The 16641-nt window shown below is 49.2% G+C and carries 13 protein-coding genes and 4 pseudogenes; 2 read left to right on the plus strand and 15 right to left on the minus strand.

The window, feature by feature from the left end; all coding sequences use genetic code 11:
* Window positions 1-39: 39 nt before the first annotated feature.
* The 15 genes and pseudogenes from CGZ65_RS09925 to CGZ65_RS09985 all read right to left on the minus strand — a co-directional run bounded on the left by CGZ65_RS09925 (window position 40) and on the right by CGZ65_RS09985 (window position 15257).
* Entirely contained in the window at window positions 40-711 is a 672-nt protein-coding gene (locus CGZ65_RS09925) for a formate dehydrogenase subunit gamma (RefSeq protein WP_198345278.1), read from the minus strand.
* Window positions 711-1103, minus strand: a complete 393-nt coding sequence (locus CGZ65_RS14760; RefSeq protein WP_269768644.1) for a formate dehydrogenase N subunit beta transmembrane domain-containing protein — start codon at window positions 1101-1103, stop codon at window positions 711-713. Before CGZ65_RS14760 ends, CGZ65_RS09925 begins: the two co-directional genes overlap by 1 nt.
* Window positions 1104-1124: 21 nt before the next feature.
* Window positions 1125-1352, minus strand: a pseudogene (locus tag CGZ65_RS14765) (4Fe-4S dicluster domain-containing protein); the annotation flags it as partial.
* Window positions 1346-1624 (minus strand): annotated as a pseudogene (locus CGZ65_RS14770) (formate dehydrogenase subunit beta); the annotation flags it as partial. The pseudogenes CGZ65_RS14770 and CGZ65_RS14765, both read right to left, overlap by 7 nt.
* A gap of 11 nt (window positions 1625-1635) precedes the next feature.
* A pseudogene (gene fdnG / locus CGZ65_RS09935) lies at window positions 1636-4751 on the minus strand (formate dehydrogenase-N subunit alpha).
* Between the two features lie 297 nt (window positions 4752-5048).
* On the minus strand, window positions 5049-5576 hold the full coding sequence (locus CGZ65_RS09940) for a thioredoxin family protein (protein ID WP_096295693.1): 528 nt from the start codon (window positions 5574-5576) through the stop codon (window positions 5049-5051).
* 201 nt (window positions 5577-5777) lie between these two features.
* Window positions 5778-6917: a THUMP domain-containing class I SAM-dependent RNA methyltransferase gene (locus CGZ65_RS09945; protein ID WP_096295694.1), complete on the minus strand. Its 1140-nt coding sequence runs from the start codon at window positions 6915-6917 to the stop codon at window positions 5778-5780.
* Window positions 6918-7086: 169 nt separating this feature from the next.
* Window positions 7087-7512 carry a hypothetical protein gene (locus CGZ65_RS09950; protein ID WP_096295695.1) on the minus strand — a complete coding sequence of 142 codons (426 nt, stop codon included), beginning with the start codon at window positions 7510-7512 and terminating at the stop codon, window positions 7087-7089.
* A gap of 2 nt (window positions 7513-7514) precedes the next feature.
* Window positions 7515-8321, minus strand: coding sequence for an NUDIX domain-containing protein (locus CGZ65_RS09955; RefSeq protein ID WP_096295696.1), 807 nt, complete (start codon window positions 8319-8321; stop codon window positions 7515-7517).
* Window positions 8322-8440: 119 nt separating this feature from the next.
* A complete protein-coding gene (acpS, locus tag CGZ65_RS09960) occupies window positions 8441-8818 on the minus strand; it encodes a holo-ACP synthase (RefSeq protein ID WP_096295697.1) in 378 nt (125 codons plus the stop codon).
* A 59-nt stretch (window positions 8819-8877) separates the two neighbouring features.
* Complete coding sequence (pdxJ, locus tag CGZ65_RS09965) at window positions 8878-9609, minus strand: pyridoxine 5'-phosphate synthase (RefSeq protein WP_096295698.1); 732 nt, start codon at window positions 9607-9609, stop codon at window positions 8878-8880.
* 83 nt (window positions 9610-9692) lie between these two features.
* Entirely contained in the window at window positions 9693-10481 is a 789-nt protein-coding gene (recO, locus tag CGZ65_RS09970; protein ID WP_096296169.1) for a DNA repair protein RecO, read from the minus strand.
* A gap of 125 nt (window positions 10482-10606) precedes the next feature.
* Window positions 10607-11986, minus strand: coding sequence for a TolC family protein (locus CGZ65_RS09975; protein WP_096295699.1), 1380 nt, complete (start codon window positions 11984-11986; stop codon window positions 10607-10609).
* Window positions 11987-12042: 56 nt separating this feature from the next.
* Window positions 12043-13976: pseudogene (locus CGZ65_RS09980) on the minus strand (MacB family efflux pump subunit).
* Between the two features lie 102 nt (window positions 13977-14078).
* Window positions 14079-15257, minus strand: coding sequence for an efflux RND transporter periplasmic adaptor subunit (locus tag CGZ65_RS09985; protein ID WP_096295700.1), 1179 nt, complete (start codon window positions 15255-15257; stop codon window positions 14079-14081).
* A gap of 336 nt (window positions 15258-15593) precedes the next feature.
* On the opposite strand from CGZ65_RS09985, the gene CGZ65_RS09990 reads away from it, so the two are divergent.
* Together CGZ65_RS09990 and CGZ65_RS09995 are read left to right on the plus strand one after the other, a co-directional pair.
* Window positions 15594-16067 (plus strand): type IV pilin protein, encoded by a 474-nt coding sequence (locus CGZ65_RS09990; RefSeq protein ID WP_096295701.1) that lies wholly within the window; start codon window positions 15594-15596, stop codon window positions 16065-16067.
* Between the two features lie 82 nt (window positions 16068-16149).
* Entirely contained in the window at window positions 16150-16605 is a 456-nt protein-coding gene (locus CGZ65_RS09995) for a type IV pilin protein (RefSeq protein WP_096295702.1), read from the plus strand.
* Window positions 16606-16641: the final 36 nt, after the last annotated feature.

Genomic DNA, 16641 nt, shown 5'->3' on the forward strand with positions numbered 1-16641 from the left:
ATGCAGCACCCTAAATTATTCTGGCGCTATCCTAAGCTTTTATAGCTTGTGTTGCTGGTTGACATCTGTGATTGACGTTTCAACCGGTTTTTCATCGGTTTTGGCCATCACTTCACGATACCATCTCGGGTGGTGTTTTTTCGCCCATTGTTGCGAAACCACGCCCTCGGTCATAGCACGAACCGTGCCTTTAACCCAAATAGCTGCATAAACGTGCACGATAATACCGGCAATCAAGACAATCGCAGCACCGGCATGGAACAGCAACGCCAAACGAATCACCGAAATCGGGAACATCTCGGCAAAATACGGACGCCATGCGATGACACCAGTAATCACCAACACCAGCATACAAGCCGTCATTAACCAAAACATGCCTTTCTGACCGCCATTGTATTTGCCGACATCACCCACTTCATGGCCTTTCAAAATGGTGGTCACCGACTTCATCCATTTCACATCCTCTTTATCAAAGAAGTTGAATTTCCAATAACGGAAAAATTGAATGAAAAAGCCGATAAACATCACCACGCCGATAAACGGGTGCAAAATCCGCGCCAATTGCGACGTACCAAAAATACCGGTCAACCAGAAAAATGCCGGATAGAAGAAAGCCAAACCGGATACGGCCAGCAAAATAAAACACAAGGCAACAACCCAGTGATTGATGCGTTCACTGCGTTTGTAACGCTGAATTAACTTTGGTTTCATTATGCGTCCTCCTCACCGTGCAATATTTTACCGTCTTTGCCGATGACTTCAGGTTTGTCTTCATCTTCACGGTTAGGGCCTACAGTAATGTAGTGCATCCAACCGGCAACCGCTGCCGCAGCAATACCGAATGTCGCCAAAGGCTTGAGTAAACCTTTCCATACTTTCACGGTTGGGCTGATGCTTGGATTCTCAGGCAAACCGTTGTAAAGGTTAGGTTTGTCGGCATGGTGCAAGACATACATCACGTGCGTACCACCTACACCTTGCGGGTCATACAGACCGGCATTTTGATAACCGCGGCTGTTCAAGTCTTTAATACGCTCTTGAGCCACTTGTTTCATGTGTTCTTTGCTGCCGAACTGAATCGCACCGGTTGGACAGGTTTTCACACAAGCAGGTTCTTGGCCGACAGCCACGCGGTCTGAACACAAGGTACATTTGTACGCACGGTTGTCTTCTTTGTTGATGCGCGGAATGTTAAACGGACAGCCTGAAATACAGTAACCGCAACCGATACAGTTTTCCTGATGGAAATCGACGATACCGTTTTCATACTGAATAATCGCCCCGGAGAAGGACACGCTTTCAGACACCCCGGATCCGCACAGTGCATACAGCCGTCTTTGCGAATCAGCCACTCTAATTTACCGTGTTCTTCGGTTTCGCTGAAACGCATCACCGTCCAGCTTTTTGCGGTCAAATCAATCGGATTGTCGTACACGCCAATGTTTTCACCGATTTCATCACGGATATCGTTCCATTCCGAACAAGCCACCTGACAGGCTTTACAGCCGATACAGGTGCTGACATCGATTAATTTTGCCACTTCAACCGGTTTGCGCACCTGAGGCGGCGGCGTGATGCCCGATGTTGCAGAGCGGCGTTTGATGTCTAATGATTGTAATGCCATTGTTCCGCTCCTTACGCTTTCTCAATATTAACCAAGAAGGTTTTGTATTCAGGCGTTTGCGTGTTGCAGTCGCCCACGAAAGGCGTCAGCGTATTCACGATATACTGCTTCTGACCTGATACATTTTCCCAACCACCGTGCAACGGAATACCGACTTGGTGAACGGTTTTACCATTGATGGTCAATGGTTTTACGCGTTTCGTTACCACAGCTTTGGCCTTGATGTAAGCACGCTTAGAACTGACTTTGACCCAATCACCTTTCTTAATGCCTTTTTCAGCAGCCAATTCTTCACTGATTTCAATGAATTGCTCAGGTTGGGCAATCATCAGCAGCTTCACGGACTTGGTCCAGAATTGGAAGTGTTCGGTCAGGCGGTAAGTGGTGCCGACATATGGGAACTCTTCAGCCGTACCGATACGGTCTTTCACACTGTCGAACAAACGCATGGCCGGTGATTGAACCACTTTCGGGTGCAGCAGATTGGTACCAATCGGCGATTCCAAGGGCTCGTAGTGCTCAGGGAACGGGCCGTCAACCAGTTTGCGTTGGGCAAACAGACGGCCAACACCTTCTTCGTTCATGATGAAAGGATTCATACCGCTGCCCGGTGCTTCATCAGATCTAAAGTCGGCCACATCAGCACCAGTCCATTTGTTGCCATCCCATTCAATTAATACACGGTTCGGATCCCAAGGTTTGCCGCTCGGATCCAAGGAGGCACGGTTATACAAAATACGGCGGTTAGCAGGCCATGCCCACGCCCAGCGCGGGGTATTGCCCAAACCGGTATCGGTATTGTCGCGACGATCCATTTGGTTACCGGCTTGCGTCCATGAGCCTGAGAAAATCCAAGTCGCACACTCGGTGGTACCGTCATCACGCAATTGTGAGAAGCCGTCGAGCAATTCGCCTTTTTTACGAATCACATTACCATTGGCATCTTTAATGTCGGCTAAGGCATAACCGTTAGACTCTTTGGCCATTTCCTCCGGTGTTGGTGCCACTGGATTTTTGTAATGCCATGCCAGCTTGGTAATCGGATCAGGCGCAGTACCGCCTTCTTTTTCGTACATTTCTTTCAGCAAGACATGCAGCTCGCCTAAAATATCCAAGTCAGGCAAGGCTTCGCCGGAGGATTTTGGCCCGGATGGTGCCATTGCAACCAACGTGAAGAGTTCACAATCGAACCTGCTTCTTCTGCGAAACAAGGTGTCGGCAAGCGGAATACTTCGGTTTGAATTTTAGACGGATCAACATCGTGCGCCTCACCGTGGTTTTCCCAGAAGGACGCGGTTTCAGTTTTCAGCGGATCCATCACGACCATGTATTTCAGCTTCGAGAATGCTTCGGTCACGCGGTGGGCATCAGGAAATGAACCTTGCGCGTTAAAGCCTTGCACCAACAAGCCGTTGACTTTGCCCTGATACATCAATTCAGTGGTTTGCAAAATATCGTACATTTTGTCCCACTTCGGCAGCCAGTCGTAGCCCCAGTTGTTTTCTTTGGTGGCGTTTTCACCGTACATCCATTTCAGGAAGCTGACAAAGAATGCGGGGGTGTTGCTCCAATAGTTCAACTGATTGGCTTGCAATGCTTTCGGCGTTTGCTTAGCCAAGTAGTCTTGGAAAGTCGGGTGGTTGTCTTCGTTTGGCAGGGTCAAGTAGCCCGGCAATGAAGTCGACAACAAGCCCAAATCCGACAGACCTTGGATGTTAGAGTGACCGCGCAATGCGTTTACACCACCACCGGCCATGCCGATGTTACCCAACAGCAATTGAACCATCGCCATGGTACGGATAATCTGGGTACCGTAAGTATGCTGAGTCCAGCCCAATGCATACAGAATGGTGCCGGCTTTATTCGGTGCCGCCGTTTCGCCCCATGCTTCGGCGATTTTCAAGAAATCTTCTTTGCTGGTGCCGCAAGTGGTTTCCATCACATCCAGCGTGTAGCGTGAATAATGTTTTTTCAACATTTGGAACACGCAGCGTGGGTCTTGCAAGGTTGGGTCGGTTTTGGCGTAGCCGTTGGCATCCAGTTCGTAAAACCACGTTGCGTTGTCGTAGTAGTTTTTACGGTTACCGGTACGGCTGGTCACTTCAGGTTGCTGCTCGCCTTGTTTTGCTTCAGGTGCCTGGAATGCAGCGGCACCGGAGAACAGGCCTTCATCAAAGTCAAAACCTTCAGAAACGATAAAGCTGGCATTGGTATAGGCCTTCACGTATTCCCATTGGATTTTATCGTTTTCAATCAGCCAGTTAATCAATGCCCCCAAAAAAGCGATGTCACTGCCCGAACGGATAGGCGCATAAAAGTCGGATACCGCAGCGGTACGGTTGAAGCGAGGGTCAACCACATATAATTTGGTGCCTTTTTTCTTTTTCGCTTCGATTACCCATTTGAAGCCCACAGGGTGCGCTTCTGCGGCATTACCGCCCATCACCATGATAAAGTCGGCATGTTGGATGTCCACAAAAGTGTTTGTCATCGCACCGCGACCAAAAGTTGAAGCCAAAGCTGATACGGTCGGGCCGTGACATACCCGTGCTTGCGCATCAGTGGCAACAATACCCAACGAACGCATCCATTTCTGGGTCAGAATACCGGTTTCGTTGGAAGCGGCGGAAGCTGTCAACATGCCTACCGTAGGCAAACGGTGTACCGGCACGCCGTTTTCATTGGTGACAATTAAGTTTTCGTCACGGTCTTTTTTGAGATGTTTGGCAATACGGGTTAAAGCATCGTGCCAAGAAATGCGTTTCCATTCGTTGGTAAACGGCTCGCGCACTTCCGGGAAATGCAAACGGTTTGGGCTGTGTACAAAATCCAACAAACCTGCGCCCTTAGGGCATAACGAGCCACGGCTTACCGGATGATCCGGGTCACCTTCGATGTGGAAAATGACTTTCTTGGCATTTTTGGCACCATCGCCCATGCTGTACAAAATCGTACCGCAGCCTACGGAACAATAAGTACAGTTGTTACGCGTTTCAGTGGCGCGCAAAAGTTTATACTGACGCACCTCCGCCCAAGCATTGGTCGGCATCATGCCCATTACGGCCAAACCCGACGCGCCGGCACCGGCGGCGGTCACTTTAAAAAACTGCCGTCTTGATACATTCATGGTTTCGTTCCTGCTTGATTAGGAAGCCGCAATTTTCAGACGGCCTCACTATGTTTTTGTTTTTGTAATAATACTTTAAAAGCTAATACTTTAGTATTATATTGCGACACATTACAACTACTGTAGTAAATTGTAAGTCATTCGACATTGATAGTCTAACTTTATTTTAAATTTGTTTTAATTGATTTTATTATTAAAATCTGAGTAGTTTTATCAGGATTAAATATAAAGGCCGCCTGAAAAATCAATTTCAGCCGGCCTTTTATTTATGCTTTTGTTGAACTGTTGAATGGCTATTTAACGGCGCAAACGGTTTGCATCCAACCACTTTTCCAAATCTGCGGCACTCAATTTGCCGCCGTTGTCTTCCAAGTCCAATTTATTCAACTGACGGCCTGCACCATAAGCCGCCAATACCGGCGTACCGCTCAAACCGTATTGCTGTTTGAATGCGCTCCACGCCGCTTTATCCTGATGCAGGCGGTGTACGTTGACAAAATAAATTTTATCGCCGAGAAGATATTGCGTGATGTAGCGTTTGAACATTGGCTCGAATGCGTTGCAATCGCCGCAACTTGGGCGGCCGATATAGGCGTAAAACTGATCACCCTTCGCGACTTTGGCTTTGAAATTTTCCACGGTCAGACTGTTGAGTTCAAAATAAATATCGGAATAAGTGTCTTCTAAACGTTTGGTATTGGCTGCGGAAAGCTTCACTGCCGTTTGTGCTTCCGACAATTCGCTTTTCAATTTATCCAGCTCTTGATGATGGCTGCACGCGCCTAACAGCAACACGGCGGTAAGTGACAACATAGCGGTTTTCATAGCTAGCTCCTTATTGAAATAATGAATATCTTATTGAATCAGTATAAACCCGTTTACCGACATGGACTTAAATTTTTTGATAATGGTTTGATAAAACGCAGCTCATGCTGCGCTTACTCCGTAAAATTGACAGAATCAGACTTGATAGCCAATAAAAAAAGCCGTCTGAAACATATTTTTTTCAGACGGCCTCAACTTATCCTACCGGTTAGAACCTTTCACCATATCCATCAAAAACAGGCGGCAGTCTAAATTGCCGTTATACAACGGAATTTTGCGCTTCGGCAACAAACGCATGAATTTCGGCATATCGCGGTCGCCGGTAAACATACCGATGAGCCAGCCTGCATAATGCTGCTTCAGCCACGAACCCAACTGCGGATACAGCGCCTGCAAAGCCTGCATTTCCGCCAAGCGCACGCCATAGGGCGGATTGGAAATCATGATGCCGTTGTCACCATTGGGGCGGGCATTTTGCGCGTCTTTCACTTCAAAACGGATAAACTCGGCCACTTCGGCTGCTTCGGCATTGTGCTCAGCGGCACGAATCATGTGGCGGTCATTGTCGCTGCCGGCAATCGGTGCGGCAACCGGCACCATTTGTTCACGCGCTTCTTGGCGGATTTTCACCCACGCGGCTTTGTCGAAATTTTGCAGCTTTTCAAAACCAAAACAGCGCATCAAACCCGGTGCGCGGCGGCCGGCAATCCATGCCGCTTCAATCGCCAAAGTACCGCTGCCACAAAACGGGTCTTGAAACGGCTGCGAACCGTCATATCCGGTCAGCAACAACAAACCGGCAGCCAAGTTCTCACGCAACGGCGCTTCGCCGGTGTCTTGGCGGTAGCCGCGTTTGAACAAGGCTTCACCGGACGTATCGATAAAAATCTCGATATTGCGCTCATCCATAAAAGCATGCACGCGCACATCAGGCTGAATTTTACCCACATTCGGGCGCGCATCATAAATGTCACGGAACGAATCACACAGCGCGTCTTTGATTTTCAGGCCGACAAAATCCAAGCTTTTAACGTTAGCACGCTTGCCCTCAACCTTCACTTTAAAGGTCTGCTCCAGCGTAAACCAATTGAACCAATTGATATTCTTAGCTAATTTGTAAATATCCTGCTCACTGCGGTAGCTGCCTTTGTTCAGGCGCAGCAGCACGCGGCTGGCAGTACGCGAGTGCAGATTGATGCGGTAAACCTGCCCCATCGTTGCTTTGCAGGCAACACCGCCATCGGTAGCTTGAATGTCTTGAATGTTCAGGGATTTGAGTTCGTCGGCCAACGGCGTTTCCAAACCGCGCGGACAAGTGGTGAATAAGGCGTATTGCGTCATGGTGATTCCTTTCTGGGTCGGTCACACAGGCTTTCTGCGTGTCAATAAAGAGATGAATTATAGCGTAGATTATAAAAGTAAAGTATTTATTTTTCAGGATTTTTTGAACAAAAGGCCGTCTGAAACCATTTATTTCAGACGGCATTGATAAAATCAGTTTTCAGACGGCCTATTCCGCTGTAAAAGCCGTCTGAAACACTCCGCCGTCAATGTTGATATCTGCCAGATACTCATGGCGGTTTTCAACACACATCGGCAAACGGATTTGCTTGGCTGCCCATGTGCCGTCGTTTTGGCGGCGGATATTGAAGCGGTTGAAGCCCATATCCATGTCTTTCATGCTAAAGCTGACGGTGATTTCTTGAGTTGTTTCCGGCACGTTTTTCAACACAATATCAAAGGGTTGCTTGGTTTCAAGTTTATTGCTGAATTTGACATACACGCCGTTGGGCAAAGTGCAGCCTTGTGTGACTTGGCATTCGGCCTGCTTGGCTTGCGGCTGTTGCTGCTGCCACCAGCCCAAAGCAATGAGTTTGACGGCGGCAAACACCAGCAGCAACACGCCGACGATGATTAACTTTTTATTTTGACTCATGTTCAGACGGCCTCGATCTCATCATCAACCACCACGGCATGCGCACCTGATTGCAGCCACTGAGTTTGATACTGCGCCGCCCAATCGGAAAAAGCGGCAATCACCAAGGGGATGGGCACACCTTGTTGCAGCCTCTGCAAAACGGCTTCGGCGGCAGCTTGGTTTTGTACGCGCCACACCACTACATCGGCATCCGGCACATTGCGCCATTGTTCGGCGGTTTCCACCACCACCCACACGCTTTGCGCCGGCGGCATTTTACCCAGCGCACGCAATTCGGGTTCCTCAATCAACACATGTTCATGCTGCGGCTCAGCCAAACGATGCGGCACCACACGATATTCGCCCATGCGGTTAAACCCGTGCAAACCGCTTTTCAGACGGCCTGACAATACTCTCGGCACGGAAAGCGATTGCAACAGCGCACCATTGGCAGGCAACATCGGCGACACGGTAAAATCGCCCGCTTTCTGCCACGACCATGTCTGTCCTTCTTTGGCCTGCAATTCGCCCGACCATTCATCGGCTTCCACCCGTAAAAAACGCAGATGCACATGCGCGTGTTCGTAGGCGTGGATTTTGGTCAGCCACGGCGTCGCGTGATGAATACGGATGCCGAGTTCTTCTTCCAACTCTCGCTGCAAAGCCTGAAACTCGGTTTCGCCCGCTTCCACTTTACCACCGGCAAACTCCCAATAACCGGCATAAGGCTTGCCTTCGGGACGTGAACTTAATAAATAATCGCCGTCGGCATTGAGCAAAATTCCGGCAACAACGCGGATTAAGGGGCGTGGGTCTGATGTGGTCATGATGTTTTGGGAAATGAATATTAATTTTCAGACGACCTTTTTACGCCATGCTTCACAGGCCGTCTGAACGTGATTGGACATGCGCCGACAAACCTTGCTTGCCCGCGCATGGAATGGTTTTATTTTTCGGCAATCACAAAAGCCAATACGGTATCTTCTTCATCGGCCATACTCAAGCTAACGTGGCTGATGCCTCGCTCTTTCAGCCATTTTTCCAATACCGGCGCATAGAAAAATTCCGGCTTGCCCATTTCATCGTGGCCAATGCCGATGTTGCGGAACGACACCGCCCCGCGGATACCGGTGCCGACGGCCTTGGCAAATGCTTCTTTGGCGGCAAAACGCTTGGCCAGATAATTCACCGGTTTGCCGGCTTGGGGGAACTCCATCAATTCTTCAGGACTGAGAATGCGTTCGGCAAAGGCTTGGCCGAATTTTTTATTCAGTCGGATGATACGTTTCAGGGAAACGATGTCGGTGCCGGTACCATAAATCATGGGTTTCTCCTTAATTATCTTTGCAAGTAACAGGCCGTCTGAACTCTCTGACGGCTAAATTATTTCGCCAACAAACGTGCTTTAAACATCACGTCTTTCATTTGGCAAATGGCTTCGGGCAAACCTAAAAACACGGCTTGTGCGATGAGCGCGTGGCCGATGTTTAATTCTTGAATCACGGCAATGCGGGCAATCGGTGTGACATTATGAATAGTCAACCCGTGCCCGGCATTGACGACCAAACCCAACTCATCGGCAAAATGCGCGCCTTCTTCAATCCGTGCCAACTGCTGCGCCTGTTCAGACGGTGTATGCGCATCGGCATAGGCACCGGTGTGCAGTTCAATCACGGGCGCACCGACGTCTTTGGCCGCCTGAATCTGCGCTTGATCGGCATCGATAAACAGCGATACGCGGATACCGGCGTCAGTGAGCGTGCGCGTAAATCGGGCGATTTTCTCCTGCTGCGCCAACACGTCCAAACCGCCTTCAGTAGTCACCTCTTGACGCTTTTCGGGCACAATGCACACATCTTCCGGCATAACGTTTAGCGCGTTTTCCAGCATTTCTTCGGTCAGCGCCATTTCCAGATTCAGGCGCGTACGAATGGCATTTTTCACGGCGAATACGTCGGCATCTTTGATGTGGCGGCGGTCTTCGCGCAAATGCAGCGTAATCAAATCCGCACCGTGGGTTTCGGCAATGAGTGCGGCTTCTACCGGACTCGGGTAAAGGGTGCCGCGCGCATTGCGGATTGTGGCGACGTGGTCGATGTTAACGCCTAATAACATGGAGTTCCTTTCGCTGATTCGGTTTCAGACGGCCAGTTCGTCATTGAGGCCGTCTGAAAAATAAGGTTGGTTTCACTGCTGATTCAGACGGCCTGTGAATGCTCTGCCGCTTCATGACATCTGAACGACATCGGATCCAAATCAAACTGCTGCAACTGCTGCAATACCTGCCGCGATTTAATCCCCTCCGGAATGCGGAAATCAATCAGCAATCGGTTGATTTTTAAAGCCTGCTGCAAACTTACGCCGTCTGCAAACCCGCCTTGGCGTAATTGAATCAAACTGCTGCCATCGACCACAATGCCGCTTTGCTGCTGATTGCCCAATCCGTTGGCTTCCGCCAGTGGCAACAGGGCTTCTTCGGGGTGCAACCAATATTGTGCATCAGGGTCGATGTCATTTCCGTGAACATCGTGCTGTAAATCCGGCGCATAGCCCGATTGGTGCAGCAATTGCCATTCAAAGCGGCGTAAGGCGGCGATGTGGTTCGGTTCGCGGCACAGGGTTTGCATGGTTTCGGCAAAGATGTCGTACAACTCGGGCATCGGGTCTTCGCGTGCGGAGAGCTTCAGCATCAATTCGTTTACATACAGGCCGCTGAACAAAGCCCGCCCCTGCGGCTGCGGCCAACCGCCCAACCATTCGGCCCGGTGCAGCGTTTTGAGTTCTTGGCTGCCGTACCACGACGCGCTCATCGGCACAAACGGCACCAGCACGCCGCGCAATTCACTCATGCGCTTACGGGCGCTGCGTGCCAGCAAAGCCACACGTCCGTAACGGCGGCTGTACACTTCCAGCCACAGGCTGCTTTCGCGCCAAGGTGCGGATGCGAGCATGAAGACGGGTTCGTGGTTGATGCGGTGGCTGGACATGGTTTTGCGGCTGAACAGAATGAAGGAATTATAACGGTTTTCAAATAAAAGGGTGATGAAAATAAAACAAGGCCGTCTGAAAAATAATGCAAGATTTTTCAGACGGCCTTGAGGCATTAAGCACCTTATTTCGGCGTGTAGCGTCCTGCCATGGCTTTATACACCATGTTTTCGTATTTCAACACGTCATAGCGTTGGTTTAATACGTTTTGCGCCGAGCTGTATTCGCTGTTTAAGGCTTCGAGCCAGTCTTTCAACTCGTTTTTACCGTGTTGGTAGCGCACTTGGTAATAGCGGCTGTTTTTCTGATCCAAGGCGTAACGCTGACGGGTATTCTTCAAAGTGGCTTGCGCATTTTGGTAGGCCAGATAGTTGGTGTTGACTTCATTCAGCGCAGTCGTTAACGCCTGCTCGAAATTCAAAGCCGCGCTGTCAAAACGCGCTTGGGCATCTTTGTCTTCCCATTGCAGCGTTTTCCAATCCAAAAACGGCAGATTGATTTGCGCCGAACCCAAAAACGGCACGTCAAACATCGTGCGCGCTTTGCCGGAAGACGTACTCAAACTCGCGCCCAAGGTAATGCTCGGATACCAACTGCGCTGCTGCGCCGCCAAGGTTTGCACCGACGATTGCAAACGGTATTCCGCCGCGCGCAAATCGGGGCGGTTGGCCAGCACCGAAACCGGCACATTCAAATCCACACCTTTCACCGCCAGCAAGCGGTATGCTGACGGCTCCGCGGCGATGGCTTCGCCCGGCTTCAGATTCAGCAGATTGCGCAAGGTTTGCTCGAGCGCATCTCGGCTGTTTTGCAGTGACAATAAATTATTTTGCGCGCTCAGCAAAGATTGTTTCGCCTGCGTGCTTTGGCTGGAATCGGCCTTGCCGTAACGGTATTTGGCATCGGCTATGCGGGCGATTTCCTGATATTGTTTCAACGATTGCCGGGTTAAAGCAATGGCTTCGTTGATGTAGGCGATGTTGAAATAAGCATCAGCAACATTATTTACCAAGGTCAGGCGGGTATTGGCCAAATCTTCCTGCGTGGCGCGGTATTCCCATACTTGCGCATCGGCGGTGGCACTCAAGCGCTTCCATAAATCAAGTTCGTAACTCAAGCCCAATTGGCTGCTGAAGCTGTTGTTGCTGCTGCCGGATTTGAGGTTTTTGGAAGCCGATGCACCGGCCGAGCCGTTAAACGACGGCACCAGATTCGCACCCAAAATATTGGCCTGATACAAGGCGCGGTTCACCGAAATCGCGGCCTGTTTCAAATCGATGTTGTTGTCCAAAGCCTGCTGAACCACGGCATTGAGTTGGGCGTTTTGATAGATTTCCCACCAGTCGCCGTTAATCTGATAGCGCTCGGCGGCTTCGGCAGCGCTCATAACATGCGTATTGCCGGCCAAGCTCGGTGCGTTCACTTTAGGATTAACCGCACACGCGCTTAAGGTTACGGATACGGCGATAACTGAAGCCGTCTGAAAAAAAGTTTTGCTGTTCATGATTTCATCATTCTGATGTTTCAGACGGCCTTGATGAACCGGCCGTCTGAAAAAAGTTAATCTTGCGCCAAGGCATCGATCGGGTTGAGCTGCGAGGCACGGTGGGCCGGCATAAAGCCGAAAGCCACGCCGATAACGGTCGAACACAACACCGCACCGACTATCGACAAGGTGGAAAATCTCATTGGGAAATCGGTGACAAAATGGTTAAACACCAACCCGATGGCACCGGATACCGCTACACCGGCCAAGCCGCCGATTAGACAAATCAATACGGCTTCAATCAGAAACTGCTGCAAAATATTGCTGCGGCGTGCGCCGACAGCCATGCGTACGCCGATTTCCTTGGTACGCTCGGTAACCGATACCAGCATGATGTTCATCACACCGATACCTCCAACCACCAGCGAAATCAAAGCGATACTGGAAATCAGAAGTTTCATCGTACCGGTGGCACTTTCAACGGCTTGTTTGATGATATCGCTGTTGTTCATAAAAAAGTCTTCCGTGCCATGGCGCGCACTCAACAATTCCGTCAGGCTTTTTTCGGCCACCTGACTGTCGGTATCGTCTTTGATTTTGACAATAATCGAATTGGTATGGGTCTCGCCGGTAATTTGATGCATGACGGTAGTGTACGGCGACCATATCATCAGGCTGTCGGAGCTGCCGAAATTGTTGGTTTGGTCGTTGGCAATACCGATTACGGTAAGCGGCCGTTTTTTGAACAATATGACCTTACCGATTGGATCGGCACCGCCGAACAGCTTGGCTTGGGTATTTTTATCGATTACCGCCACTTGCGCATCTGATTTGACATCACTCTCGTCAAACAGACGGCCACGTTCCAAAGTCAGGCCGTGTACGCTGAAATATTGCTCGCCCACACCGTAAAGCTGGCCGTTCAAATCAATATTCCGATACGTCATCGTTCCTCCGGACGAAGTCTGCGGCGTAGCCGAATCGACATAACTTTGTTTGGCTATGGTCAACGCGTCCGCTATCGTCAGTGTTTTAATCCGGCGGGAATGCCTGTCGCCGAAACCTTTGCCGGGGAAAATCGTGATGGTATTCGTTCCCATCGCATTGATGTCTTCCAGGATTTTCTGCTGTGATCCGTTACCCAAGGCCACCACCGACACCACCGAAGCAATGCCGATAATGATACCCAGCATGGTCAGCAGCGAGCGCATTTTATGCGCATAAATCGCATGCACTGACATTTTAAAGGCTTCCAGAAATTGATCGCAGTAAAAAAGCCACGAAACTTTTTCTTTTACCGCCTGCACTTGGCTGGACGGGATTTCGGCAGATTTGCTGATATCGGAAACAATCTCGCCGTCACGGATTTCAATTACGCGGTTAGCATTGGCGGCAATGCCCGGGTCGTGCGTAACCATAATGATGGTATGGCCTTGTTCGTGTAACTGATGCAGGATTTCCATCACGTTTTTACCGCTGGCGGTATCGAGTGCGCCGGTCGGTTCGTCGGCAAAAATAATCTCGCCGCCGTTCATCAGCGCGCGGGCAATCGACACCCGCTGCTGCTGGCCGCCGGAAAGCTCACCCGGTTTGCTGTTCCCTTACTTTCCAATCCCAAATCGAGCAACAGTTTTTCCGCACGTTCGGAACGATGCTTTTGATCTGTACCGGCGTATATGGCCGGCAGCGCGACGTTGTCGCGTGCCGTCAGCAAACCGAGCAGATTATAGCGTTGGAAAATAAAACCGAAACGGCTGCGGCGCAAAGCGGCCAATTCATCAGGCTGCATTTCGGAGGTTTCGATGCCGTCGATTTTATAGGAACCCGAAGTCGCGCTGTCAAGACAGCCGAGAATATTCATCAGGGTCGATTTGCCCGACCCCGATTGGCCGATGACGGCTACAAAATCACCTTTTTCCACTTTCAGGCTGACGTTTTTCAAAACATGGACGCGGTTTTCACCGTTGCCGAAATAGCGATTAATGCAGGTGCATTCGATTAAACTCATATGTGTTACCAAATATAAACTGGAAATTCGATCATCTGAAAAGCAGGCCGCACATTCTGTTTTCAGACAGCCTATCGGTCGCTTTGATTTACACCGTCTGATTTACATCGGCGGCCCCATGCCGTTGTGCTTTTTGCCTTGTGCTTTTTCAGACCCGTTCATTTCCGATATGATGACTGTCTCACCCTCGTCTAAGCCGCTTTTGACTTCAGTATACATACTGTCTTTCAAACCGGTAACGACATCCCGGCCCACCTCTTTACCGTCCGCACCTAACACCCGTACGGACGTTTTGCCCTCTTGCGATTTTTTGATGGCCGGGGTCGGTACAACCAATACATTTTCGGCAGAACGGATTTCAATGGTGTTTTGCGTGGTCATACCAATCGCCAGCTTGCCTTCAGTATTCGGTACAAGGGCACGTGCGTAATAATAAATCGCGCTTTCCGTGGTATCGGTACTGTTGCTGTAATTGCCCTTGGACATAGTAGTCAAGCCGGGGTCAATGCTTTCCAATCTTGCTTTGAACGGCATGTCGGCTTCGGACAAAATAGTGAACGAAATCGGCTGGCCGGGTTTGACTTTGGTAATATCTCCCTCGGCAATCTGCATTTTGTTCAACATAGTCTCCAAATTGGCCAGTTGTATAATCGTAGGCGTGGTCTGGTTTGCATTGACGGTCTGTCCTTCCTCCACCGGAATGGCCACCACAGTGCCGTCCATCGGTGCCACAATACGGGTATAGCCCAAATCGGCCTCGGCCGTGTTGATAGAAATCCGGGTTTGGCGAATGGCTGATTTCAACTCGGTTACTTGTGCTTTGGCCGCCGCCAGCGCATCCTGCGCACTTTCCAATTCCTGTTTCGAAGTGGCATCCTCCTTCCATAAGGCCGATTCGCGTTTATATTTTTTCTCGGCACTGTTTAAGGCGATCATTGCTGATGCCAATTGTGCCCGGTAAGTATCCAGTTTGGCTTTTGCAGTATCCAAGGTATTGATTTGGGTGGTCGAATCAATATCTGCGATTTTGTCGCCTTTTTTAATCTCCTGCCCCAGCTTGACATACAGCTTCTTGATTTGGCCTGAGGCCTGCGCACCGACCGCAACCAAGTTTGACGGTGAAATCTCACCCGTTGCAGAAACGGTTTGCCGGATGGTGCCACGCTTCACCGGTTCGGTAATGTAATTGACCTTATCGTCCGGTTTGAAATAGCTCCATGCCGCATAAGCCAGTGCAGCCACAATTGCCGCCCCCAACACCCATTTGATTGTTTTTGCCATAATTTTCTAGCTGCCTGATTTGTCGTGTTCGCGTGCGGCTTAAGGTTTTTGTCGCACAATGCCAACAGTTATTTGGAATAAATTTTAAAAACGAGCAAATTTTACTGGATTTCATTTTTCCAGCCAAGGTTCCATGAATATCTTTATTCATATAACTTAATGTTTTTAAATAAAATTATTAAAATTACTTTTCCAGAATCTTGCATCCTTTTTACATATTTTCCCAAATTCGGCATTTATCCATACATACCAAATTCAAGAAAGAATTTATAATGGCAAACAACAAAGCCTTTCAAAGGCATAATTAAATATAGCAATATTGATAGTTACTTACTTATGAAAACCAGACAATCCGGCTTTAATTTAATCGAACTTTTGATTGTGATTGTGATTTTGGCCCTACTCGCCACCATCGCCATGCCTTCGTTCCAATCTTTTATCCGCAGCACTCGTTTGGCCAATGTGCGAAGTGAGTTAGCGGAAAATGCAAAGAATTTAGAGCGTTATTACACGCAAAAAGGCACATTTATCGGCTTTGATGAAAGTAATTTGGTTCAAAACGAATACTTTAATATTACGTTTATGCGTGCCCAAACACTGGCTGCATCTGTCTTACCGACCAACCCGGCTACCCCGGCACTCTCTTCCAATAATCAAAATCCATCGGATTCCGGCTTTATCTTACAAGCCGCACCGACTTCCGATTATGCCCAAACCGAATCATGTACGGTTTTCCTCAACGATAGCGGTATTTTCTGGGCGGTCGGCAATGATGGTAAAACTTGCCCCGGCTACGAAGAAGCACATTGATCCAGCTTAAAGATTTGATTTACACCCCAATTAAAATCGCATAATATGCTAATTTGAGTAAACATTTTATTGGTAATTATATATGCGATTTTCACAATCCGGCTTTTCTCTCGTTCAGCTTTTAATTGTCATCGCTATGCTGGGCATCTTGGCTGCCGTCGCCTATCCTGCTTATCAAATCTATATTAAAAAAGCAGATTTACGTGCTGCACAAGCTGCGTTGGTACAAAACGGTCAATTTATGGAGCGTTTTTACCAGCAAAAAGGCTCCTTCAAACAAACTTCAACCACCTGGCCTGCATTACCCATTACCGCTACCGACAAATTCTGCATACGCCCCAACAACAATGCCCGAGGCGCTCACGATGGAAAATTCACATTGAAAGCTGTTGCCTTCGATAGCCAAAACGAACCGCGCGTATTGAAAATCGATGAATCGCTGACGACTTTTATCTGCGAACGTTCGGCCAGTTCATGTGACACTGACGATGCTTTTTTCAAAGGCACAGATCAAGATTGCAGCATTTATCAACCTTAAAATTCAATAAAAAGGCCGAGACCTTTGCGAAATACC

This window comes from Neisseria weixii (assembly GCF_002327085.1).
Taxonomy (GTDB): Bacteria; Pseudomonadota; Gammaproteobacteria; order Burkholderiales; family Neisseriaceae; genus Neisseria; species Neisseria weixii.